The organism is Nocardioides furvisabuli, assembly GCF_021083185.1.
GTDB classification, from domain to species: Bacteria; Actinomycetota; Actinomycetes; order Propionibacteriales; family Nocardioidaceae; genus Nocardioides; species Nocardioides furvisabuli.
On sequence record NZ_JAIGQB010000011.1, the window covers coordinates 103635 to 124566 of the forward strand.

19 protein-coding genes and 1 pseudogene are annotated in these 20932 nt (G+C 73.7%); 5 read left to right on the plus strand and 15 right to left on the minus strand.

The features are described 5' to 3' along the window. Positions 1-4: 4 nt before the first annotated feature. The 11 genes from K4G59_RS17960 to K4G59_RS18010 are packed head-to-tail and all read right to left on the minus strand — an operon-like array spanning position 5 to position 10092. The gene (locus K4G59_RS17960) at positions 5-1210 is read right to left on the minus strand and encodes an NAD(P)/FAD-dependent oxidoreductase (RefSeq protein WP_231252430.1); all 1206 of its coding nucleotides are present in this window, start codon (positions 1208-1210) and stop codon (positions 5-7) included. After that, positions 1207-2031, minus strand: a complete 825-nt coding sequence (locus tag K4G59_RS17965) for a UbiA family prenyltransferase (RefSeq protein ID WP_231252431.1) — start codon at positions 2029-2031, stop codon at positions 1207-1209. The genes K4G59_RS17960 and K4G59_RS17965 overlap by 4 nt, the downstream gene beginning before the upstream one ends. Then, on the minus strand, positions 2028-2870 hold the full coding sequence (locus K4G59_RS17970) for a phosphatase PAP2 family protein (RefSeq protein WP_231252432.1): 843 nt from the start codon (positions 2868-2870) through the stop codon (positions 2028-2030). Before K4G59_RS17970 ends, K4G59_RS17965 begins: the two co-directional genes overlap by 4 nt. After that, entirely contained in the window at positions 2867-3367 is a 501-nt protein-coding gene (locus K4G59_RS17975) for a glycosyl-4,4'-diaponeurosporenoate acyltransferase CrtO family protein (protein ID WP_231252433.1), read from the minus strand. Before K4G59_RS17975 ends, K4G59_RS17970 begins: the two co-directional genes overlap by 4 nt. Then, entirely contained in the window at positions 3367-4533 is a 1167-nt protein-coding gene (locus K4G59_RS17980; RefSeq protein ID WP_231252434.1) for a glycosyltransferase family 2 protein, read from the minus strand. The genes K4G59_RS17975 and K4G59_RS17980 overlap by 1 nt, the downstream gene beginning before the upstream one ends. Then, entirely contained in the window at positions 4530-5927 is a 1398-nt protein-coding gene (locus K4G59_RS17985; protein ID WP_231252435.1) for a cytochrome P450, read from the minus strand. The genes K4G59_RS17980 and K4G59_RS17985 overlap by 4 nt, the downstream gene beginning before the upstream one ends. Further along, on the minus strand, positions 5924-6262 hold the full coding sequence (locus K4G59_RS17990) for a lycopene cyclase domain-containing protein (RefSeq protein WP_231252436.1): 339 nt from the start codon (positions 6260-6262) through the stop codon (positions 5924-5926). The genes K4G59_RS17985 and K4G59_RS17990 overlap by 4 nt, the downstream gene beginning before the upstream one ends. After that, positions 6259-6603, minus strand: a complete 345-nt coding sequence (locus tag K4G59_RS17995; protein WP_231252437.1) for a lycopene cyclase domain-containing protein — start codon at positions 6601-6603, stop codon at positions 6259-6261. The genes K4G59_RS17990 and K4G59_RS17995 overlap by 4 nt, the downstream gene beginning before the upstream one ends. Continuing rightward, positions 6600-8219 (minus strand): phytoene desaturase family protein, encoded by a 1620-nt coding sequence (gene crtI / locus K4G59_RS18000; RefSeq protein WP_231252438.1) that lies wholly within the window; start codon positions 8217-8219, stop codon positions 6600-6602. The genes K4G59_RS17995 and crtI overlap by 4 nt, the downstream gene beginning before the upstream one ends. Before the next feature lie 2 nt (positions 8220-8221). Then, positions 8222-9106: a phytoene/squalene synthase family protein gene (locus K4G59_RS18005; protein ID WP_231252439.1), complete on the minus strand. Its 885-nt coding sequence runs from the start codon at positions 9104-9106 to the stop codon at positions 8222-8224. Continuing rightward, complete coding sequence (locus K4G59_RS18010; protein ID WP_231252440.1) at positions 9103-10092, minus strand: polyprenyl synthetase family protein; 990 nt, start codon at positions 10090-10092, stop codon at positions 9103-9105. The genes K4G59_RS18005 and K4G59_RS18010 overlap by 4 nt, the downstream gene beginning before the upstream one ends. 138 nt (positions 10093-10230) lie before the next feature. Here K4G59_RS18010 and K4G59_RS18015 point away from each other — a divergent pair, with 138 nt between their 5' ends. Next, positions 10231-11112, plus strand: a complete 882-nt coding sequence (locus K4G59_RS18015) for a DICT sensory domain-containing protein (RefSeq protein ID WP_269210379.1) — start codon at positions 10231-10233, stop codon at positions 11110-11112. A 61-nt stretch (positions 11113-11173) separates the two neighbouring features. Beyond that, positions 11174-12160 carry an SDR family NAD(P)-dependent oxidoreductase gene (locus K4G59_RS18020; RefSeq protein WP_231252442.1) on the plus strand — a complete coding sequence of 329 codons (987 nt, stop codon included), beginning with the start codon at positions 11174-11176 and terminating at the stop codon, positions 12158-12160. Here the strand turns inward: K4G59_RS18020 and K4G59_RS18025 are convergent. The 4 genes from K4G59_RS18025 to K4G59_RS18040 are packed head-to-tail and all read right to left on the minus strand — an operon-like array spanning position 12150 to position 16178. Next, on the minus strand, positions 12150-12956 hold the full coding sequence (locus K4G59_RS18025; RefSeq protein WP_231252443.1) for a glycosyltransferase family 2 protein: 807 nt from the start codon (positions 12954-12956) through the stop codon (positions 12150-12152). The genes K4G59_RS18020 and K4G59_RS18025 overlap by 11 nt on opposite strands. Further along, positions 12953-13963 (minus strand): glycosyltransferase, encoded by a 1011-nt coding sequence (locus K4G59_RS18030; RefSeq protein WP_231252444.1) that lies wholly within the window; start codon positions 13961-13963, stop codon positions 12953-12955. The genes K4G59_RS18025 and K4G59_RS18030 overlap by 4 nt, the downstream gene beginning before the upstream one ends. Then, positions 13960-15075 carry a glycosyltransferase gene (locus K4G59_RS18035; RefSeq protein ID WP_231252445.1) on the minus strand — a complete coding sequence of 372 codons (1116 nt, stop codon included), beginning with the start codon at positions 15073-15075 and terminating at the stop codon, positions 13960-13962. Before K4G59_RS18035 ends, K4G59_RS18030 begins: the two co-directional genes overlap by 4 nt. Then, entirely contained in the window at positions 15072-16178 is a 1107-nt protein-coding gene (locus K4G59_RS18040; protein WP_231252446.1) for a glycosyltransferase, read from the minus strand. The genes K4G59_RS18035 and K4G59_RS18040 overlap by 4 nt, the downstream gene beginning before the upstream one ends. A gap of 169 nt (positions 16179-16347) precedes the next feature. Here K4G59_RS18040 and thrS point away from each other — a divergent pair, with 169 nt between their 5' ends. The 3 genes and pseudogenes from thrS (at position 16348) to K4G59_RS20710 (ending at position 20787) form a co-directional block, all read left to right on the plus strand. After that, on the plus strand, positions 16348-18333 hold the full coding sequence (gene thrS / locus K4G59_RS18045; protein WP_231252447.1) for a threonine--tRNA ligase: 1986 nt from the start codon (positions 16348-16350) through the stop codon (positions 18331-18333). Between the two features lie 16 nt (positions 18334-18349). Then, a complete protein-coding gene (locus tag K4G59_RS18050) occupies positions 18350-19510 on the plus strand; it encodes a MalY/PatB family protein (protein WP_231252448.1) in 1161 nt (386 codons plus the stop codon). A gap of 231 nt (positions 19511-19741) precedes the next feature. Next, positions 19742-20787 (plus strand): annotated as a pseudogene (locus K4G59_RS20710) (IS30 family transposase). The last annotated feature ends 145 nt before the right edge of the window (positions 20788-20932 follow it).

A 20932-nucleotide genomic window follows, 5' to 3' on the forward strand; every position in this document is an offset into this window, starting at 1 on the left:
TCAGCTACCTCGATGTGGTCGGGACGGGGGTGTGGTCGGACGGGCGGTGCGGACGAGCGAGGGCGCCGAGCAGGCCACCCGCCAGACGGGGGCCGATGCGGCCGTCGCCGAGGCCGAGCTCGACGAGCGTGTCGAAGGCGTGGCGGTCGCGGCCGGCAGCCCGGATGCCGGCGTCGACGATCCGTGGGGACTGCGCGAGCCGCGAGGCCAGCCAGGTGTGGCGCAGGTGGGTGCCCAGCATCGCGCGCACCACGGTGCGGTGCCGCTCGCCCGCGTCGTCGCCCCGGCCGAGGGCCACCGCTCGCGCGGCGGTGCGTCCGGCGGCGATGCCGGTGGTCACGGCGTAGTAGATGCCCTCACCGGTCATCGGGTTGACCAGGCCGGCCGCGTCGCCGACCAGCAGGACAGGACCGTCGGGCTGCTCCCAGCGCCACGAGCTGAGGGGCAGGTGGTGCCCGCGCCAGTCGGTGCCGGTGCTCGCCGTCCCGGGCAGCAGCTCCTCCAGCTGCTCGAGCAGCAGGCGCCGGCTCGGGGGGCTGCCGTCGCCACGGCCCTGCGGCAGCAGCTCGCCGTAGCCGACGTTGGCGAGGCCGTCGCCGCGGTCGAACGCCCAGGCGTACGACGGCTGCGTGCGCTCGCCGTAGCGGATCACCTGCCGCCCGACCAGGTGAGGGGGAGTCGGCGCGTAGCCGCGGATCGCGAGCGCGCGCTGGTCGCGTCGTCGGCCGAGCAGGGCGGTGCGCACCAGCGAGTGGGCGCCGTCGGCTCCGACCACCACGGGTGCGGCGAAGCGCTCGGACACCAGCGCCCGTCCGGGCTCGGTGGTGACGGACGTGACCCGGTGGCGGCGCAGGACCGCACCGGCGGCCACGGCCTTCTCGACGAGGCGGGCGTCGAGCACGCGGCGGGGCACGACGTAGGCCTCGCGGCGCATCGGCCCCGAGACGTGCACGTCGCCGCGGGACAGTTCCAGGTCGCGCAGCGGCGCCCACCCGTCCACCACGTCGGCGGCGCCGACCTCGGCGAGCCGGTCGAGGGCGTGCGGGGCGATCCCGTCGCCGCAGGACTTGTCGCGCGGGAAGTCGCTGCGGTCGAGCAGCAGCACCCGCAGGGTCGGGTCGGCGGTGAGCGCGCCGAGGGCCGCGGACGACCCCGCCGGGCCCGCGCCCACCACGACGAGGTCCCACTGCTCCACGGGCGGGGCCGTCATCGGGCCACCACGAGCAGGGTCGCGTCGACGAGCGCGATGGCGACCGCGGCGAGGAAGGGGACCCGGCGCGGGCCGGTCACCACCACGGCGGCCAGCGCGAGCACGAGTGCCGCCGTCGCCACGGTCACGGGGGTCGGGGGCGCCGCGCCGACGAGGGCGACGAGCGAGGCGGTCACGAGGACGACGGCCGCCACCGGGGCGATGCGGGCGCGCCCGAGGCGGTGCGGGAGGCCGCGTACTCCGGTGGCGGCGTCGTCGTGGAGGTCGGGGAGGACGTTGAGGAGGTGGGCACCCACGCCGAGCAGTGCGGCCGCCACCGGCCACCACCACGGCGGCAGCTCGCCGTCGGCGAGGGACACGACGGCGGTGAGGCCGCCGAACGAGAGGGCGTACGGCGCCCAGGACCACACCGTCGCCTTGAACCCCAGGTTGTAGGCCCAGGCCGACGCCACGCAGGCGAGGTGCACCAGGCCCGCCGCGGTGCCGAGCGCCATCGACAGCAGCACGCACACGACCACGGCGGCGGCGCAGGCGGCGCGGACGCCGCGGACCGACACCTCCCCGGTCGCCATCGGCTTGTCGGTGCGTCCGGCCGAGAGGTCGCGGGGCAGGTCGACGAGGTCGTTGCTCCAGCCGATCGACAGCTGCCCGGCGAGCACGGCCGCGACCACCAGCGCGGCCCGGGAGGCATCGAGGCCCTGGGCCACGCAGAGGAGACCGGCGAGGACGGTGACGGCCACCGCGGGGCCGGCGTGGGCGGCACCCAGGACGCCGAGGGCTGCCCGCGAGCCGCGGCGCACGGGTGCGGTGGCGGCGCTCATGTGCCCACCCTTGCGCGCCGCGCCAACGGCGTCGCTGCCAGCCCCAGCGCGAGCGCGGCGACGAACCAGCCGGCCAGCATGTCGACGACGTAGTGCTCGCCGGTGTAGACGAGCACCGCCGCCATCGTCACGGCGTAGGCGAGCAGGGCCCCGCGTGCCCACCGCGACACCGACGGCCAGAGGAAGAGGGCGACGAGCAGCGCCGCTCCGGCGTGCAGCGACGGCATCGCCGCGACCGGGTTGCTGCCGTCCTGCCCGAGCTGGGTGAGGCGCCCCACCGCGTCGAGGTGGAGGTAGTCCCACCCCACGTGGGAGATGCGCGCGACCGGTCCGATGTCGCCGCTCTCGGAGGCGAGCCACGGCGGGGCGGCGGGGTAGGCGACGTAGACCGCGATCCCGAGGAACGACATCGACAGCACGGCCACCAGCCACGCGGTGAAGCGCTCGCGCAGCCTGAACCAGAGGAGCGTCGTCAGCAGCGGGATGGTCACGAAGTGGGTGACGTAGACCAGCGCTGCGACCGCGTCGTACCACTGCGGGGAACCGGCGAGCAGCCGCTCCTGGAGCCAGACGGTGGGCACGGTGCCGAACAGGCGCTCGTCGGCGACCGCGGGACCCGTGACGTGCAGTGGCGCGCCGACCCGGTTGGTCGTGGCCGCCTCGCCCGTCTCGAGCGGCGCGCTCACCCACCCGGCGACGGCGTAGGCGAGGAGGATCGCGCTCAGCGGCGACCACGAGATGAGGAGCTGGGCGATCGGGCCGTGGCGCGACCCGGTGGCCGTCCGGGACGCGCCGGCGTCGGCCTGCGGTCCGCGGAGCGCCTGCGCCTCGGTGCTCACGACCGGCTCCCGCGCCGTGACAGCCGCTCGAGGATCGCCTCCGTGCGGAAGCGGTTGTAGCGCTGGATGAGGATGAAGGGCAGGTTCACGAGGACCCCGTACCCCATCAGGAGCGCTGCAGGCAGTGGCGGGTTCCAGAACACGAAGAGGGGGCTGCACGCCATCGCCCACCAGTGCCCGAGCTCGGCGCGGCGCGTCTCGCGCACGAACAGCTCGAGCCCCGCGACGTCGGCCGAGGGCAGCTGTCGCTTGCTCACCCCGCCGGCGAAGAGGGCACCGGCCTCGGGGAGCCGGTCCTTCCACCGGTGGATGCGCAGCCGGCGTCGGTAGAACCGGCCGTCGCGCTCGAGGGCCCGCTGGCGCAGCACAGGCCCGTCCCGGCCCAGCCGCTCGTCGCCGAGGCGGTGTGCGGCGTAGCCGGTGGCGGCGTGGAAGACGCCCCAGGCGACCACGTCGACGGCGACCGTGACGGTCTGCGGCATCACGTGGCGGAGCATCACGTCACCTCGCGGGTGGAGTCGTGCCGGCGCAGGTCCACGTCGCGTCCGCGCCACGTCACGGACCGGCGTACGCCGCTCAGCACCGCGGAGCGCGCGAAGACCAGGTCGAAGGCGAGCAGGGAGACCGGCGTCAGGGCCCAGGTCCACCACCGGAAGGACCCCAGGCGGAGCAGCACTGCGCGCAGCTGCCAGGTGAGCGCGACGTACGCCGCCACCCACACGGCGGCGTGCCCGCCGACCAGGGTGCCGCCGACCCCCGCGGTCGCGTCGAGCAGCGTCAGCATGGCGCCGACGGCGACCGCGTGGTGCACGGAGACGAAGAGCCCGGTGCCGAGCGCGGCCGGGAGCCAGGCGGTCGAGGCCCCGGAGGCGATGTTCTTGGTCCAGCCCGCCGCGAGCTGGCCCAGCCCCTCGGGATAGCTGCGCATCTGCACCGACGTGCCTCCCGCCGCGCACACGACCGGAAGGCCGGCGCGGTCGTAGGCCGCGGCCAGGGCGGCGTCGTCGAGGATCGCGGAGCGGACCGCGGCGTGCCCGCCGGCGACCGCGAGGTCGACCCGGGAGGTGAGCAGGCAGGGACCGAAGGCCATCGGGACCCGCGGGCGTCCCGCCGTCCGGGGACCGACGAACGCCGCGCTCGCCATCACCGCGACGACGTTGAACCACGCCGACAGCTGCTCGTGCGGGCGGACGACCCGGTGGTAGGGCTGGACCGACACCAGCCCGCCCGAGCCGGCGTGCAGGTCGAGCAGCCCGGACAGGGCGTCCGGCGCCAGCACCGTGTCGGCGTCGAGGAAGAGAAGCAGGTCGCCGTCGGTGACGTCGGCGCCCACGTGGCAGGCCCACGCCTTCCCGGTCCACCCGGCGGGTGGCCGTCCTGCCGGCACGACCCGGGCACCCGCGGCCCGCGCCACCTCCGCGGTCGCGTCACGCGAGTCGTCGTCGACGACCACCACCTCACGCACCGGCGTGTCGAGCGCGGCGAGCGAGGCGAGGAGGTCGGGGAGGGTGAGTGCCTCGTCGCGCGCCGGCACGACGACCGAGACCCGCGTCGACGAGGGCGGGGCGGCCAGCCCTCGCGGCGGCGTACGGAGGTCGGCGAGCAGCCAGCGGGCCGTCGCCAGCGCCGCGAGCACGAGGACCACCACGACGACGTCGCTCATGCGCGTGCCCGGTCCAGGCGGGTCACGAGGAGCGGCATCCCGCCGCGCGGGTGCACCGCCACCCTGGCCTGCGGCTCCGGTCGGCTCCAGCCCTCGGGCACGTCGAGCCGGTGCTCGCGGAGCACCTCGTCGAGCACCATCACCATCTCGCCGAGTGCGAACTCGCGCCCGATGCACAGCCGCGGCCCCTGGCCGAAGGGGAGGTACGCCGTGCGCCCCGCCCCCGGGTCGAGGAAGCGCTCGGGGCGGAAGGCCAGCGGCGCGGTCCACGGGTCGGGCCGGCGGTGCACGAGCCACGGACTGATGATGGCGAGGGTGCCGGCGGGGACGTCGTGGCCGGCGACGACGTCGTCGCGCAGCGAGCGGCGGGAGAGCGCCCACGCGGGTGGGAAGAGACGCAGCGCCTCGTCGATGACCGCACGCGTCCACGGGAGCGCCTCGCGCGTCGCGACCAGCGACACCGGCCCCGGGTGGGCGGCGAGCTCGGCGCGGGTGCGGTCCTGGACCTCGGGGTGCTCGGCCAGCAGCATGAACGTCCAGGCCAGCGAGGCGGCGACGGTCTCGTGGCCGGCGACGATCATGGTGACGAGCTCGTCACGGACCTCGGCGTCGGTGAGCCCGCTGTCGAGCAGCAGGCCGAGCAGGTCGTCGCCGTGCGGGGCCGTGCTCGCCCGCCCGTTGCGGGCCCGGCGCTGGGCGATGATCTCCGCCGACGCCGTGTCCAGCCGGCGCCGCGCGGAGCGCAGCCGTACGTTGAGCCGCGTGGGGGTCCAGTGGGCCCGGGGCAGGATCGCGCGGCCGAGCCGGACCACCAGCTCGGCGGCGTCGCTCGTCGCGTCGAGCAGGGTCTGGGCCTGGCCGGACAGGTCGGCGGAGAAGAGCGCGCGCCCGACCGCGTCGAGGCCGATCGTGTGGGTCAGCGCGGCCACGTCCACCACGCCCGTGCCGCCGCCGGCGCCGACCGCGACGGGCAGGCGCACGCCGACCGCGGACCGTGCCGCGGCACGCACCTGCTCGCCGACCGCTTCCAGGGGCTGGTGGTGGAACGCGGGGGCGGCGAGGCGCCGGTGGTCGATCCAGCTCGGCTCGGCCGACGCCAGCAGGCCCGGGCCCGTCACGCGCGCCAGGGCGGCGTACTGCACGGTGTCCTTGCCCCAGCCGCGCGCCGAGGTCTGCAGGACGTGGCGCACGGCTTCGGGGTCGTTGAGGAGCAGCGCGGGGGCACCCGGCACCGGGAAGGAGACGAGGTCGCCGTACAGCTCGGAGACCGCGGAGAGGAAGGACAGCGGGTCGGCGCGGATGGAGCGGAACCCGCGGGCCATGTCGAGCGACGTCGGCCCGGGCACGCCGATGTCGGTGGGCTGCATCTCCTGCAGCCGGGTCGCGATGCTCATGCGGCCTCCCGGGAGGGTCGGCGCCGACCGAGCCACGTCCAGACGGCGCAGCTGGTCAGCACCAGGGCGAACCCGAAGGCGAGGTCCTCGACCGGCGCGTAGACGAGGCGGCCGTCGCCGACGAGGGTGATGCGGTCGCTGCCGATGATGGCGTCGGGGGAGTAGCGCACGATCCCGCGCCCGGTGAGCCAGCCGTTGGTGAGCAGCTGGAAGAACACGATGATGGCGTAGGCCGACCACCAGTCCCGGGTCGAGGTCACGCGGGTGCGCAACCCCCACCGGTCCAGGGCCAGGGCCGCGAGCACGCCCACCCCCGCGAGGGCCGTGTAGGTCACCTGACCCCCTCGCGCGCAGCGGTGGCGAGGCGCCGGCGGGCGGCCCGGACGCCCTCGAGCGTCAGCACCGCCACCACCGGGATCACCACGAAGAAGCCCAGCTCCTCCAGCGGCAGGCCGCCGACGCGCCAGGGCAGCGTCTGGTCGGCGTCGAAGGACCAGTGCCCCGCTGCGGTGGCGTAGAGGTCCCAGAGCACGAAGGGCGTCCCCGCCAGCAGCACGGTGAGCAGCAGCCGTCGGGGCTGGCGCAGCACGTCCAGCCGGAAGGCAGGCACCAGCGGCAGGGTCCCGGCCAGGCAGAAGGCGAGCATGGCGACGTAGGACCAGTGGACCAGGCTCATCGGCCGCCCACCGGCTGCGCCGACCGGTCGCCGGTCAGTCGCTTGAGCACCAGCTCGGCGCTGATGAGGCACATCGGCAGGCCGACGCCGGGCACGGTGGTGGAGCCCGCGTAGAGGAGCCCGTCGACCTTCGCCGAGGTGTTGCCCGGGCGGAGGAAGGCGCTCTGGCGCAGCGTGTGCTCCAGGCCGAGCGCGCCGCCCCGCCAGGAGTGGTAGCGCGCCTCGAAGTCCTCGGGACCGACCGTGTGGCGTACGACGACCCGGTCGGCGAGGTCGGGGACCCCCGACCACCGGGCGACCTGCGCGATCGCGGCGTCGGCCGTGCGCTCGACCTGCTCCGAGCCCGCGCCGTCGTCGCCCCCGCGGCCGATGCGGGTCTCGGCCGGCACCGGGACGAGGACGAAGAGGTTCTCGTGGCCCGCGGGCGCGACCGTCGGGTCGGTCTCGGAGGGCTTGCAGACGTAGACCGAGGCGGGCTCCGGCACACGGGCGTCCTTGCCGAAGATGTCGCCGAAGTTCTGCCGCCAGTCGCTGGTGAAGAACAGCGAGTGGTGCGGCAGCTCGGGCAGCGCCCCCTCCACGCCCAGCATGGCCAGCACCGCACCCGGTCCGGGCGAGCGGCCGCGCCACACCCGCTCGGGGTGCGTCTGCAACGCGGTCGGAAGCAGGGCGGTCTCGAGGTGGTGGAGGTCGGCGGCACCGACGACGACGTCGGCCCGCAGCACGACCCGGGCGCCCGCGGCGTCGAGGTGCTCGACACCCGTCACCCGCGCCCGGCGCCCGCTGCCGTCCGTCATGATCGCCGTCGCCTCGCACCCGGTGTGCAGCCGTGCCCCGTGGCGCTCGGCCAGGGCGGCGATGACCTCGATGAGGCGGGTGAACCCGCCCTGCGGGTAGAGCACGCTGTCGCCGAGGTCGAGGCGGCTCATCAGGTGGTACATGCTCGGCGCGCGGCTGGGGGAGGAGCCGAGGAAGACCGCCGGGTAGCCCAGGACCTGCCGCAACCGGTTGTCGGAGAAGGACGCGGCGACGTGGCTCTCCAGCGAGCGGGTCAGCAGCCGGCCCAGCCGCGGGGTGCTGCGGACCACGTCGGGGTGCAGGAACGACGAGGCGGCGTCGAAGTTGCTGTAGAGGAAGCGGCGCAGCGCCATGTCGTAGGTCTCCTCCGCCGAGCGGAGGTAGGCGTCGAAGCGCTCGCCGGCACCCGGCTCGAGGGACTCGAAGAGGGCGCGGTTGTGGGCCCGGTCGGGGCGGACGTCGATCGACTCGTCGTGGCCCTCGAAGAACACCCGGTAGCTGGGGTCGAGGACGGTGAGGTCGAGCTCGGCCTCCGCCGTGGTGCCGAGCAGCGAGAAGAAGTGCTCGAACACCTCCGGCATCAGGTACCACGACGCCCCGGTGTCGAAGCGGAACCCGTCGCGCTCCACGCTGCCGACCCGGCCGCCGAGGTCGTCGTTCTTCTCGACGAGGTCGACGCTGTGGCCGCGCGAGGCGAGCAGGGCGGCCGTGGCCAGCCCGGCGATGCCGCCGCCGATCACCACGACGTGCTGCGCGGCGCCGTCCGTGACAGCGGCGGTCGTGCTCGTGCGCCGGCCGAGCCGGTCGGGGAGTGCCATTCTCATGCTCGTCCTTCGTGGAGAGAGCCCAGCGCGAGGCGGAGCTTGACGGCGGCGGGCACGCGCACGCGCTGCCGGCGGATGTCGGCGGCCGGCGTCGCGCGCAGCCGCGCGGCGAGCTCGGCGAAGGTCGCGTGCGCGGCGCGCACTGCGCGCCGGCTGCTCGGAGGCAGGTCGGGCACCACGGCGGCCGCCGCGGACAGGTCGGCGTCGATGTCGTCGAGGATCCGGTCCCGGTCGCGGTCGCAGAAGTGCTCGACGTCGAGGCCGGGGAAGTAGTCGCGGCGCAGGACGTCGTGGTCGTCGGAGAGGTCCCGGACGAAGTTCAGCTTCTGGAAGGCCGCGCCCAGTCGCCGCGCTCCGGGGGCGAGCTCGTCGTAGGCGCGGGTGCGGTCACCGACGGCGTCGGGCGCGGCGAGGAAGGCCCGCAGGCACATCAGGCCGACGACCTCGGCCGAGCCGTAGACGTAGCGGTCGAAGCTCTCCTGGGTGTGCGCCGTGGTGTCGAGGTCGGTGCGCATCGAGGTGAAGAAGGGCGCCACGACGTCGTCCTCGATGCCGACGGCCCGCGCCGTGCGGGCGAAGGCGTGCACCACCAGGTTGCCGCTCCAGCCGATCGCGAGGGCGTGGCGTACGTCGTCCTCGAGCCAGTCGAGCATGGTCGCGCGGGCGTCGCGCCCGAGCGCGCGATCGGGGTTGTCGACGATCTCGTCGGCGACGCGCACCAAGGCGTAGACGTTGCGGACCTGGGTGCGCACCGGCTCGCCGAGCAGGCGCGAGGCCAGGCCGAAGGAGCTGGAGTACTGGCGGATGACGACGGCCGAGCTCTCCTCGGACACCACGTCGTAGAGGCTGCGCGGGACACCGCGCCCGACGAACATGCTCATGCCGCCGCCTCGCGCCCGCCGACGAGCACCGAGGTGGAGGCCTCGAGGTCTTCGAGCAGCTCGACCGGGACCCCGGCCTCCTCGACCATCGAGCGTGCCGCTGCGAGGTGCTGGGCAGCGAGGTCCTCGACGAACGCGCGGGACCCCGAGGTGGTGAGCAGCTCGCGCACCCGGGCGAGGTCGTCGTCGTCGAGGTCGCACCCGACGAGCCGGCGCACCTGCTCCCACTCCGCGGTCGTGCGCGCATGGACGAGCAGGGGCGTCTGCTTGCCCGCCCGCAGGTCGCTGGTCGTGCTCTTGCCGGAGAGCGCCGGGTCACCGAAGACGCCGATCAGGTCGTCGAGCAGCTGGAAGGCCAGACCCATCGAGCGGCCGGCCGCGCCGAGCCGGGCGACCACGGGCTCCGCAGCACCGGCCAGGACGGCGCCGGCCTGCAGCGGGAGGGAGAAGGAGTAGGCGCTGGTCTTCTGCTCCTCCATCGCCAGGCTCTCGGCGAGGGACACCTCGTGGTGCGCCATCGTGAGGCGTACGTCTGCCAGCTCGCCCGAGGCGGTCGTGTGCAGGGCCACGTCGAAGAGGTCGAGGAGGCAGTGCACGACGGCGGACGGGGCACCGCACGTCGCCACCGCGCGTAGCGAGGCCGCGAGGGCCAGGTCGCCGGCCAGGATGGCGGCGGTGAGGCCGTAGACGCCGGTCGCCTCCGGGCCGGCGCCATCGCGGTGCGCGTGCTCGCGGAACATGCCGCTGACGTTGGGCCGTCCGCGGCGCAGGTGGTCGTCGTCGATCACGTCGTCGTGGATGACGAACGCGGTGTGGAGCAGCTCGACGGCGGCACCCACCTCGGCGGCGGCCAGCGACAGGCACCCGCCGAGCGAGTCGTGCGTCGCGACGACCAGCCGGGGGCGCAGCCGCTTGCCGTCCTCGGTGGCCGCGGCCAGCGCGTCCCAGAGCGCCGCGTGGTGGGGATCGATCGCAGTCGCACGCACGCGTCCCTGGTCCAGCAGTCTCGCGAGTGCCTCGTCACAACCGGTCGAACTCATCGGTGCCCTCCATGAGCTGCTCAAACCCACCGTTCCCAAAACCTATGCAACACTGCCAAGGATATCTAGGCGAGAGGTGGAGGAATGGCACACCAGCATCCCATCTCGCCCGCCTCCGGGTCCAAGGTGTCCGGGGGCGAGCTGTCGATCGGTGAGCTCTCCCGCAGGACGGGGGTACCCATCGCGACGATCCGAAGCTGGGAATCACGTCACGGGTTTCCGCGGCCCCGTCGCCAGGACGGCGGACACCGGCGCTACGACGCATCCGACGTCGACGCCGTGCGCGGGGTGCTCGAGCGACGCCGCAGCGGCCTGTCGCTCGCGGCCGCCATCGAGCGGACGTCGACGCCCGGGGACCGGTCGGGATCGGTCTTCGCCGAGCTGCGTCGGCGCCATCCCGCGCTGGCCCCGCACGTGCTGACGCGACGCACGCTGTTGGCGATGAGCCGTGCGATCGAGGACGAGTGCTGCGCCCGTGCCGCGCCGCCGTTGCTGTTCGGGGGATTCCAGCGCGAGGTGCACCTGCGCGCCGCGATGGACCGGTGGCGCGAGCTCGCGCGCACGGCGCGGCGTGCCGTGGTCTTCGCCGACCTCCCCGACCCGGCGCCGCTGGCGGACGGCGTGCCGGTCGAGGTCGCCCTGCCGCCGGACGCGGCGCTGAACCGGGAGTGGCTGGTGGTGTGCGACGCTGCCGACCTGCCAGCGTGCCTGGCCGCTGTCGAGCTGCCCGGACGCTCCGGCGCAGGGGCCGGCGAGCGCACGTTCGAGGCGGTGTGGTCGCTCGACCCCCGGGTCGTGCGCGACGCCAGCCGGGAGTGTGCTGCCCTCGCCGACGACTACCGACCCGGGTGGCGCTCGGCCGGCGTGCCGTGGTCCGACGACACGGTGCTGCCCGCCTCGGAGGACCTGCGCCGCGCGTCCCAGCTCTTCGAGCGGATGGTCTCCTACCTCGACGCGACGAGGTGAGACCGATGGGGTGCCCGCAGCGGGCAGGGGTGAAGACGGCGCTCGTGGGGTACGGGGGCGCATGGACCCCGCGCCGACCGACATCCCTCGCACCACCGCTCGCGTGATCCTCGTGACCGGCGCGTCCAGCGGGATCGGCGAGGCCACCGTCCGCGCGGCCGCGGCGCGCGGCGACCACGTCGTGCTCGTCGGACGCGCATCCGAGGCGCTCGCCCGGGTGGCGGACGACTGCGCCGGCCTGGGCGCCGCCTCGACCCTCGTCGCTGCCGCCGACGTGAGCGACGACGCGCAGGTCTCGTCCGCGGTCGCCGCGGCGCTGGCCCGGCACGGACGGCTCGACGTGGTGGTGAGCTGCGCCGGGGTCGTCGCCTACGGCCGCATCCCGGACGTCCCGGTCGAGGTCTTCGACCAGGTGCTCGCCACCAACCTCAACGGCCCGGTCAACCTCGCCCGCCACGTGCTGCCGGTCCTGCGCGACCAGCGCGAGGGCAGCCTGGTGCTCGTCGGCTCGCTGATCGGGCACATCGCGGTGCCGGACATGGCAGCGTACGTCCTGAGCAAGTGGGGCGTGCGCGGCCTGGTGCGCCAGCTGCGCGTCGACAATCGCGACCGTCCCGGCGTGCGGATCGGCTACGTCGCCCCCGGCGGCGTCGACACGCCGATCTACCGCCAGGCGGCGGCGTACGGCGACTCCGTGGGCCGTCCGCCCTTCCCGGTCGACCCGCCCGAGCGGGTCGCGGCACGCGTGCTCACGGTCGCCGACCACCCGTGGCGCGGCGGTCAGGTGGGTCTGTCCAACGACGTGATCAGGGTCGGCTTCAACGTCCTGCCGTGGGCGTACGACCGCCTCGTCGGGCCCGTGTTCAAGGTCGTCGCGCAGGACCTGGTGCGACCCGTCGTGCACGGCCCCGGCAACGTGCTGGCGCCGCGCCAGGAGCTCGACCGGCTGCGGGGTGGCTACGGCAACGCGCTGCTCGGGGTGGGTGCCAACCTCGCCCAGGTCGTACGCCGTCGCCTGGGCGCGCGAGGGCGCCGGGTCAGCGGCTGAGCGACCAGCGGCCCTCGTGGTCGCGGACGACGAGCCCGCGCTCCTCGAAGGCCTCCAGCCAGCCGAGCATCGGCCACGTGCCCCAGCGCTCGTGGAAGATCCGGGCGTTGCGCACGACGTCGGCCACGTGCTCCACCGGAGGCCGGGAGACCGGGTGCCACTGGTGGAAGGCCCGGGCCGCGCCCACCCAGCCGAGGTCGAGGCCCGCGGCCAGCGCGACGCGCGCGAAGTCGGTGTCCTCGCCGCCGTAGCCGACATAGGCCTCGCAGAAGCCGCCGCTGCGACGCCACGCGGTGTCGGAGCAGGCGAAGGACAGCGACCAGAAGAGGTCGGGGTCGGCGCCGTGCACGCGCTCGCCCGGATCCGGCGCCGGCCTGGCTGGATGGGGTGAGTCCAGCTCGCGCAGGGCGGCCAGGTCGTAGCCCCCGGGCGGCGGCGGGTCGAGGTAGGTGACCGGCCCCGACCAGACGGTGCCCGGCTCGTCGGCCACGACGTCGGCGTAGGCGTCGACGAGGTCGGCGTCGGCCAGGCAGTCGACGTCGAGGAAGACCAGGGTGCGCGCTCCTCCGGCCAGGGCCACCTCCGCGCCGCGGTTGCGGGCCGCAGCGAGCGGGAGGCCGAGGGGGGCGCGGGGCAGGGCGGCTCCGGCCACGCCGGAGGCCACGAGCGCCGGGTCGTCCATCGCGACGACGACGTGCTCGAAGGCGTCGGTGCTCGACGCTGCGAGGGACTCCCGCTGCCGGGCGAGGTGCTCGCCGCGGTGGTGCACCACGGTGACCACCGCAGTGGCGCTCATGCCGTCGACCCGGGTGAGACGACCTGCTCGACGACGGCGGCGATGCGCCGCGGAGCATCGCCGTCGCACCACCGGGACCAGCCCTCGCCGTCGAGGAGGAGCGCCTCGTGGAGCAGGTCGCGCCACCCCAGGTCGGGGACGGTGTCGAGCACGACCGCCGGCCAGCCGTCTGCCAGGGCGGCCGCCGTCACGTGCTGCTCGTCGAAGGGGCGCGCGGCGGGCACCACGATGGCGGGGACGCGCAGCGAGGCGACTTCCGCGAGTGCGTTCTGGCCCGGGTGCAGCACCACGACGTCGGCGTCGGCGACCACGGCCGACGGATCGGCGTGCCAGCTGCCGAGGGTGCGGCTGAGCACGCTCCAGTCCCAGCCGGGCGTCTGCTCGCGCGCCCGTGCGATCGACTCCCGGGTGAAGCCGTCGCCGCCGGTGCCGCCCAGCAGCACGACGTGCGGCCGGGCCCGGTGGGCCGGGACGTGCCGCGGCGCCACGGGAAACCGGGAGACGGCACCGACGGCGGCGAAGCGGTCGGCGTGGATGCCCGGCAGGCCCGGCAGCAGCCGGTCGGTCCAGCCTGTGGGCCACGGACCGACGAGCGCGTCGGCGGCACCGAAGCCGAGCAGGTGGGGCGGGTCGGTGCGCCGCCCGGGAGCGGTGAGCGCCACGACCGGCACGCCGTGCAGGCGCACCAGCAAGCAGACCTCGACCGACTGGTCGACGACCACCGCGGCAGGCTCGTGCTGCTCGATCCACGCGGAGATCGTCGACATGCGGTGCCGCAGGCCGGCGTCCTGCCGCGGCACCCAGTGCAGCAGCCCGCTCGACGTGACGTCCGCGTCGTCGTACGCCGCCGCCTCGTCGTCGCGGGGGAGCTGCACCCACGGCCCGGTCCACGCCTCGGGGCGGGCGAGCGACGACAGGCCGGTCACGGGTCCCGGGAGGTGGGGCGCGACGGTCAGTGCCCGATGGAGGTGGCCGGTGCCGTGGTGGTGGACGTAGTAGCCGATCACGCCGCGAGCCTGCGGCCCAGGACGCGGACGTACTCGTCCTCGTAGCGGTCGACCATCCGATGCAGCGAGAGCTCGGCGACGGCGTGCGCGCGGCAACGGGAGCGGTCGAGGGTGAGCGCGTCGTGCATCGCGAGCGCCAGCATGTCCACGTCGCCGGCGACCGCGAGGCGGCCGGTGTCGGGGGACACCACCTCCGGCAGGCCACCCCGGGCGTACGCCGCCACCGGGGTGCCGCACGCCAGCGCCTCCGCCGCGACGAGGCCGTAGGGCTCGTCCCACGCGGGGGTCACCACCGCGACCGCCGAGCCACCGACCAGCTCGGCGAGCTCGGCCTGCGCCAGGTGTCCGGCGTACGTCGCGTCGGGGCCCAGCAGCGGCTCGACCTGGGTGCGGAAGTAGTCCTCGTCGAGCAGCGGGCCGGCGAGCACGATCGGGACCCCCGCCCGTCGGGCGGCTAGCAGCGCGTCGTGGGGCGCCTTCTCGGCCACCAGCCGCCCTGACCACACGGCCGCCTGGCCGCCGGGACCGGCCGGCCAGCGGTCGACGTCGACGCCGTTCAGCACGCGCGCGCTGGACGTGATGGACGCCCAGGCGTCCGCGGTGTGCTGCGACACGGCGGCGAAGGAGCTGGTGCCGCGGTCGAGCCGGACCGCGGACTCCAGCCACCACACCGGAGGCGTGTGGAGCGTGGTCAGCATCGGTGCCGACAGCGTGCGGGCCATCGCGACCGGGAGGTAGTGGAGGCTGTTGTTGTGCACGACGTCGAAGCGCGCGCCGGCGGACCCGGCCAGCTCGAGCATGAGGGCGAGGTAGGCGTGGTGCTCGGCGACCTCGACGTACGGCGGTGCGCCCACGTCGTGGCGGCCCGGGTGCTCCGGGAGCGACGCGACGTCGAGCTCGATCACACCGAGGTCCGGGTCGGAGCCCGGTGCCGCGAAGACCGCCACCTCGTGATTGCGACGGGTCAGCTCGCGGGCCAGGTGCCACGTCATCGACTCGAGACCACCGGTGAAGGGCTCGGCGATCGGGAAGCGGCTGTTGGCGACCAGGCAGATGCGAAGCCGCTCACCCGGCTGGTCCCGCTGCCCCTCGCGCACGGTGAGGGCCGTCACCTGCCCAGCTCCCGGTAGAGCTCCTCGTGGACTCGCGCGACCTCGCGCCGCTGGGCGGCGCGCTCGTCGAGGGTGGCGCCCCACCGCGGGCGCTCGGCGTGCGCGCGCACCACGGCGTCGCGCAGCGAGTCGGCGTAGAAGTCGTCGCCGTCGTTGGTGTAGGTCAGGACCGGGCCCTGCTCGGCGTAGTAGCCGCACGTCGGCGCCAGCACGGTGGTCTGGAGGTCGCGGCACGCCTCCAGCCAGCCGGAGTGGGTGCCGAAGGTGTAGGGCAGCACCGAGAGGTCGAGCGAGGCGAGGTAGGCCCACAGGTCGTCGTCGGAGAAGAAGTCGTGGACGTGCAGCTCGAGTCGCTTCGCCGCGGCCTCGCCCCGCAGCCAGTCCGACAGGGCGGCGTCGCGCCGGGCGCCGTCGTGGTCGAGGACGTCGCGGTGGCAGTTGACCTGGAGCACCGCGTCGTCGAGCCCGGCGACGGTGTCCACGAGCGTGGGCAGCAGCCGCATCGGGTCCATGTTGGCCCGCAGGCTCTTGAGGTGCAGGCCCACGCGGAAGGGCCGGTGGCGCCACAGCGGCCGCACCTCCAGGGCGCGGGTGATGGTCGGCAGGTCGACGACGTGGGGGTGCGGGACCACGACCGGCGTACGCCCCCAGCGGGACTCGATCTCGCGCGCCGCCCCGGGGGTCAGCGTCATGACGGCGTCCGCGGCCGCGACCAGCACGTCGAGCTGCTCGTCGTGCAGGCGCCGGTCGCTGTGGTGCGGGTTGCGCAGGTCGTGGACGGTGAAGACGAACGGCTTGCCCCGCCCGCGCAGCACGCGCGTCAGCCGGTCCAGCTGCTCGGGCGCGCACGCGTCGAAGCCGAAGTGGAGGTGGTAGACGTCGAAGTCGGCCTCACGCGCCCACTCGGGGTCGAGCATCACCGGCGGCCACCATGTCGCGCCGGTGGGGCGGTCGGGGTTCGCCGGTGCCGGGTCGGGCAGGCGTACGGCTCCCCGACCGTCGAGGGGGGAGAGATGGCGTACGTAGACGTGCCCCGACGGGACCGAGGCGATGGTGAGCGGCGGGGCCGAGGAGGGCGCCTGCCGGCGTTGCGCGAGCGTCATGCACGCGATGTACCCACGTTCGCGAGCCACACCCACGGTCCCCACCCGACCGGGTGGGTGGCTCCGGGAGGACGGCGGTCGGCGAAACCGGGGTGAGTGCGGCCGCGACCGGCCGATAGCATCGCCGGAGCATCCCGACCCACCCTCCACACCCCTCACAGGAGCTCTCGTGCCCGACATCAAGGTCGTCCGCATCCACGCCGATCAGCGTGCGGAGACCACGGTCACGACCGGCACCAAGGCGTGGGAGCTGTTCCGCGACGACGCCGACGTCGTCGCCGCGCGCGTCGCGGGCCAGCTCAAGGACCTCGCCTACGAGCTCGCCGACGGCGACGAGGTCGAGTCCGTGGCCGTCGACAGCGCCGACGGCCGCGACATCCTGCGCCACTCGACCGCGCACGTGATGGCACAGGCGGTGCAGCAGCTGTGGCCCGAGGCGAGGCTCGGCATCGGTCCGCCGATCGAGAACGGCTTCTACTACGACTTCGACGTCGAGACCCCGTTCGTGCCCGAGGACCTGGTGAAGATCGAGTCCGCGATGCGCAAGATCATCAAGGAGAACCAGCGCTTCGAGCGCCGCGTCACCACGGACGCCGACGCGCTCGACGAGCTCAAGGACGAGCCCTACAAGATCGAGCTGATCGGCCTCAAGGGCGGCGCCGGTGCCGAGGGCACCGAGGGCGCGAGCGTCGAGGTCGGGGCCGGCGAGCTCACCATCTACGACAACATCGGTCGCAGTGGCGAGGCGAAGTGGTCGGACCTGTGCCGCGGTCCCCACCTGCCCACCACCAAGCGGATCCCGGCCTTCAAGCTCATGCGGAGCGCCGCCGCCTACTGGCGCGGCGACGAGAAGAACAAGCAGCTCCAGCGCATCTACGGCACCGCCTGGGAGTCCAAGGAGGCGCTCGAGGAGCACCTGCACCGCATCGAGGAGGCCGAGCGCCGCGACCACCGCAAGCTCGGTCGCGACCTCGACCTGTTCTCCTTCCCCGACGAGATCGGCTCCGGCCTCGCGGTCTTCCACCCCAAGGGCGGCGTGATCAAGCGGGTGATGGAGGACTACGTCCGCCAGCGGCACATCGAGGAGGGCTTCGACTACGTCGGAACCCCCCACATCAGCAAGGAGGGGCTGTTCCACACCTCGGGACACCTGCCCTACTACAAGGACACGATGTTCCCGCCGATGGAGTTCGAGGGATCGGACTACTACCTCAAGGCGATGAACTGCCCGATGCACAACCTGATCTTCCGCTCGCGCGGACGGTCCTACCGTGAGCTGCCGCTGCGGTTGTTCGAGTTCGGCTCCGTCTACCGCTACGAGAAGTCCGGCGTCGTGCACGGCCTGACCCGCGTGCGCGGACTGACCCAGGACGACAGCCACTCCTACGTCACCCCCGAGCAGGCGCCGGGCGAGGTCAAGCACCTGCTCGACTTCGTGCTCGGCCTGCTGCGCGACTTCGGCATCGACGACTTCTACCTCGAGCTGTCGACCCGTGACGACGCCAAGCCGGACAAGTTCGTCGGTTCGGACGAGGACTGGGCGACGGCCACCAAGGTCCTCGAGGACGTCGCGGTCGAGTCGGGACTCGAGCTCGTACCCGACCCGGGTGGTGCCGCGTTCTACGGCCCGAAGATGTCCGTGCAGGCCCGCGACGCCATCGGCCGCACGTGGCAGATGTCGACCATCCAGTACGACTTCAACCAGCCGCAGGGCTTCGAGCTCGCCTACCAGGCGGCCGACGGCAGCCGGAAGCAGCCGGTGATGATCCACTCGGCGAAGTTCGGCTCCCTCGAGCGCTTCTTCGGTGTGCTCGTCGAGCACTACGCCGGCGCCTTCCCGCCCTGGCTCGCGCCGGTGCAGGTGCAGGCGATCCCCGTCGCCGACTTCGCATCGGACTACCTCCACGACGTCGCCCGCCGGATGAAGGCGCAGGGGCTCCGGGTCGAGGTCGACGACTCCGACGACCGGATGCAGAAGAAGATCCGCAACGCGCAGCTGCAGAAGGTGCCGTTCATGATCATCGCCGGCAACGACGACATCGAGGCGGGCGCGGTCTCCTTCCGCTACCGCGACGGCCGCCAGGACAACGGCGTACCCCTCGACGAGGCGATCGAGCGGGTGGCCCGCGCAGTGGCGTCGCGCGAACAGGTCTGAGCCGACGGTAGATGAGGTGCGAGCCTCGCAACCCCGCCGGCCTGTCGTCGACCTCACCGAGGCCGAGGCGCGGCTCAAGCTCCCGTTGAAGTGGGGCGTGCCAGACGGCGTCCTGCCCGCGTGGGTGGCGGAGATGGACTACGCCGTCGACCCGGTCGTGCTCGGCGCGGTGCAGCAGGTGCTCGCCGACGGGATCACCGGCTACCCGACCTTCGGCTGGGACGCGGCGCTCGCCGAGTCCTACGTCGCCTGGTCGGGGCGGCACTTCGGCTGGGCCCCGGAGCCGCGGGCGGTGCACCCGGTCGTGGACGTGACAGCCGGCGTGCGCCTCGCGATCGATGTCTTCAGCGGTCCCGGTGGCGTGGTCTTCCCGACCCCCGGCTACAACGCCCAGCACGGCCTCGCCCGCGTCACCGGCCGCGCCGAGCACCTGCTCGAGGTGCCGCCGTCGGCCGAGCGTGCCGAGATCGACCTCGACCGACTCGACCGGCTCTTCGCCGGCGGGGCGCAGACGCTGCTGCTCACCCAGCCGCACAACCCGTGGGGCCGCGTCTTCACCCGCGCCGAGCTCGAGGGCATCCGCGACGTGGTGCTGCGCCACGGTGCCCGGGTCGTCAGCGACGAGATCCACGCGCCCCTGGTGCTGCCGGGCGCGGAGCACGTCTCCTACCTCGCGATCGAGGGCACGCACGACCACGCCGTCGCCGTCGTGGCCGCATCGAAGGCCTTCAACACCGCAGGCCTGCGCTGCGCCCAGGTCGTCGTGCCCGACCGCGCCGGCCAGCTGCGCCTCGTCGACCAGCCGATGTCGCGCAACGACTCCTACTCCCCGCTCGGCATGGTCGCGGCCCGCGCGGCCTACGACCACGGTGACCCGTGGCTCGCCTCGCTGATCGAGCGGCTCGACGAGCAGCGCACGCTCCTCGCCGAGCTGCTGGGCACTCACCTGCCCGAGGTGCGCATGCGTCCGCTGGAGGCGACCTACCTCGCCTGGCTGGACGCCTCCGCCTACGGTCACGCCGACGCCGCGGCCGTCGCCCTCCAGCGCGGTCGCGTGATGGTCAGCGCGGGGGAGTCCTACGCCCCCGGCACCTCCGGGCACGTACGCCTCAACATCGCCACCTCGCGCGAGCGTCTGACCGAGGTCGTACGTCGGCTCGCGCGGGCCTGGACCTGATCCGCTCCTTCGTTGCTCGTTGCTCGTTGCTCGTAGGTCGAGGTGCCGCACGCTCGCCCCTCTTCGTCGGTTGAGGTGTGAGCGCAGCGAGCCTCGAAACCACGTGCCTCTGTGGTCCAGTGGGCGAGCGGTCCCTCCACGCTCGGCGGGCGTATCGAGACGCCACCCCGCTGTCGGACTGTGAACTCAAGCGGTTGCTGCAACTCGAGAGTGAGTGGAAGGTTGCGGGGCGTGCCGGGAGTGAGGTTGACCGCGGATCAGCGGTTGGTGATTGAGCGGGCGTTCATGGCGGGTTTGCCGCAGGCCACGATCGCTGCGTTGGTGGACAAGCATCCGTCGACGATCTCGAGGGAGCTGCGACGAGCGGGTTCGTTCGGGACTGCCTCGCCACGCAGGCGCACAGCGCGCGCCGGTGGACGTGGCTATCAGCGCAAGTACAGCGCGAAGTGGTCGCAGCGTGAGGCGGTGCGCAAGGCCGGCCGCCCGAGGGCCCGCCGGCTGGATCACGCGCCGTTGCGGGAGAAGGTGTGGGAGCTGTTGCGAGCGGACTGGTCGCCGGAACAGATCGCGGCAATGCTTCCGGTGTTGTTCCCACGCGATCTGAGGATGCGGGTGTCGCACGAGACGATCTACCAGTCGCTGTTCGTCCAGACCAAGGGTGAGCTCAAGCGCGAGCTGACCGCGCATCTGCGGACCCAGCGGCAGCGCCGCAAGGCTCAGCCGGTGGCGCCAAGCGCGCCACGCTCGGGATCACCGACGACATCCGGATCTCCGCGCGGCCAGCTGAGGTCGAGGACCGGGCGGTGCCCGGGCACTGGGAAGGTGACCTGCTGATGGGCGGGGTCGGCAAGGGCGCTGTGATCACGTTGGTGGAGCGGTCCTCACGGTTCGTGCTCCTCGCGCCGCTGCCGGGGCGGCACACCGCTGAGATCGCGCGGATGAAGCTGAGCGAGATGATCGCGACGCTGCCGCTGGAGCTGCGTAAGTCGATCACCTGGGACCGCGGCACCGAAATGGCCCAGCACGCCCGGTTCAGGACCGAGACCGGTGTCGCGATCTACTTCTGCGATCCGCAGTCGCCGTGGCAGCGCGGCACGAACGAGAACACCAACGGGCTGCTGCGTCAGTACTGGCCCAAGGGCGCCGACCTGCGTCACCTCACCGACACCGACTGCGACGCTGTGGCCCTGCAGCTCAACACCCGGCCCCGTAAGACCCTCGAGTGGCAGACTCCTGGCCAGGCCCTCAACAAGAGGCTCGTTGCATCAGCCGTTTGAACTCGCCCCCCAACCCACTGTCGGATGTCGTGTTTCAAGACATCGGTGACAGTTCTGTATCAGGACATTGGTGACACGAAGGGGGTGTTTGGTGGTGACACTTCTGGCTGGCTGGGGCGGTGCCGACCACCAATGAGCCCGTTGA

Coding starts and splice junctions, on each gene's coding strand:
- K4G59_RS17960 (WP_231252430.1), bottom strand. CDS start 1,210: ATGACGGCCCCGCCCGTGGAGCAGTGGGACCTCGTCGTGGTGGGCGCG.
- K4G59_RS17965 (WP_231252431.1), bottom strand. CDS start 2,031: ATGAGCGCCGCCACCGCACCCGTGCGCCGCGGCTCGCGGGCAGCCCTC.
- K4G59_RS17975 (WP_231252433.1), bottom strand. CDS start 3,367: ATGCTCCGCCACGTGATGCCGCAGACCGTCACGGTCGCCGTCGACGTG.
- K4G59_RS17980 (WP_231252434.1), bottom strand. CDS start 4,533: ATGAGCGACGTCGTCGTGGTGGTCCTCGTGCTCGCGGCGCTGGCGACG.
- K4G59_RS17985 (WP_231252435.1), bottom strand. CDS start 5,927: ATGAGCATCGCGACCCGGCTGCAGGAGATGCAGCCCACCGACATCGGC.
- K4G59_RS17995 (WP_231252437.1), bottom strand. CDS start 6,603: ATGAGCCTGGTCCACTGGTCCTACGTCGCCATGCTCGCCTTCTGCCTG.
- crtI (WP_231252438.1), bottom strand. CDS start 8,219: ATGGCACTCCCCGACCGGCTCGGCCGGCGCACGAGCACGACCGCCGCT.
- K4G59_RS18005 (WP_231252439.1), bottom strand. CDS start 9,106: ATGAGCATGTTCGTCGGGCGCGGTGTCCCGCGCAGCCTCTACGACGTG.
- K4G59_RS18015 (WP_269210379.1), top strand. CDS start 10,231: ATGGCACACCAGCATCCCATCTCGCCCGCCTCCGGGTCCAAGGTGTCC.
- K4G59_RS18020 (WP_231252442.1), top strand. CDS start 11,174: ATGGACCCCGCGCCGACCGACATCCCTCGCACCACCGCTCGCGTGATC.
- K4G59_RS18025 (WP_231252443.1), bottom strand. CDS start 12,956: ATGAGCGCCACTGCGGTGGTCACCGTGGTGCACCACCGCGGCGAGCAC.
- K4G59_RS18040 (WP_231252446.1), bottom strand. CDS start 16,178: ATGACGCTCGCGCAACGCCGGCAGGCGCCCTCCTCGGCCCCGCCGCTC.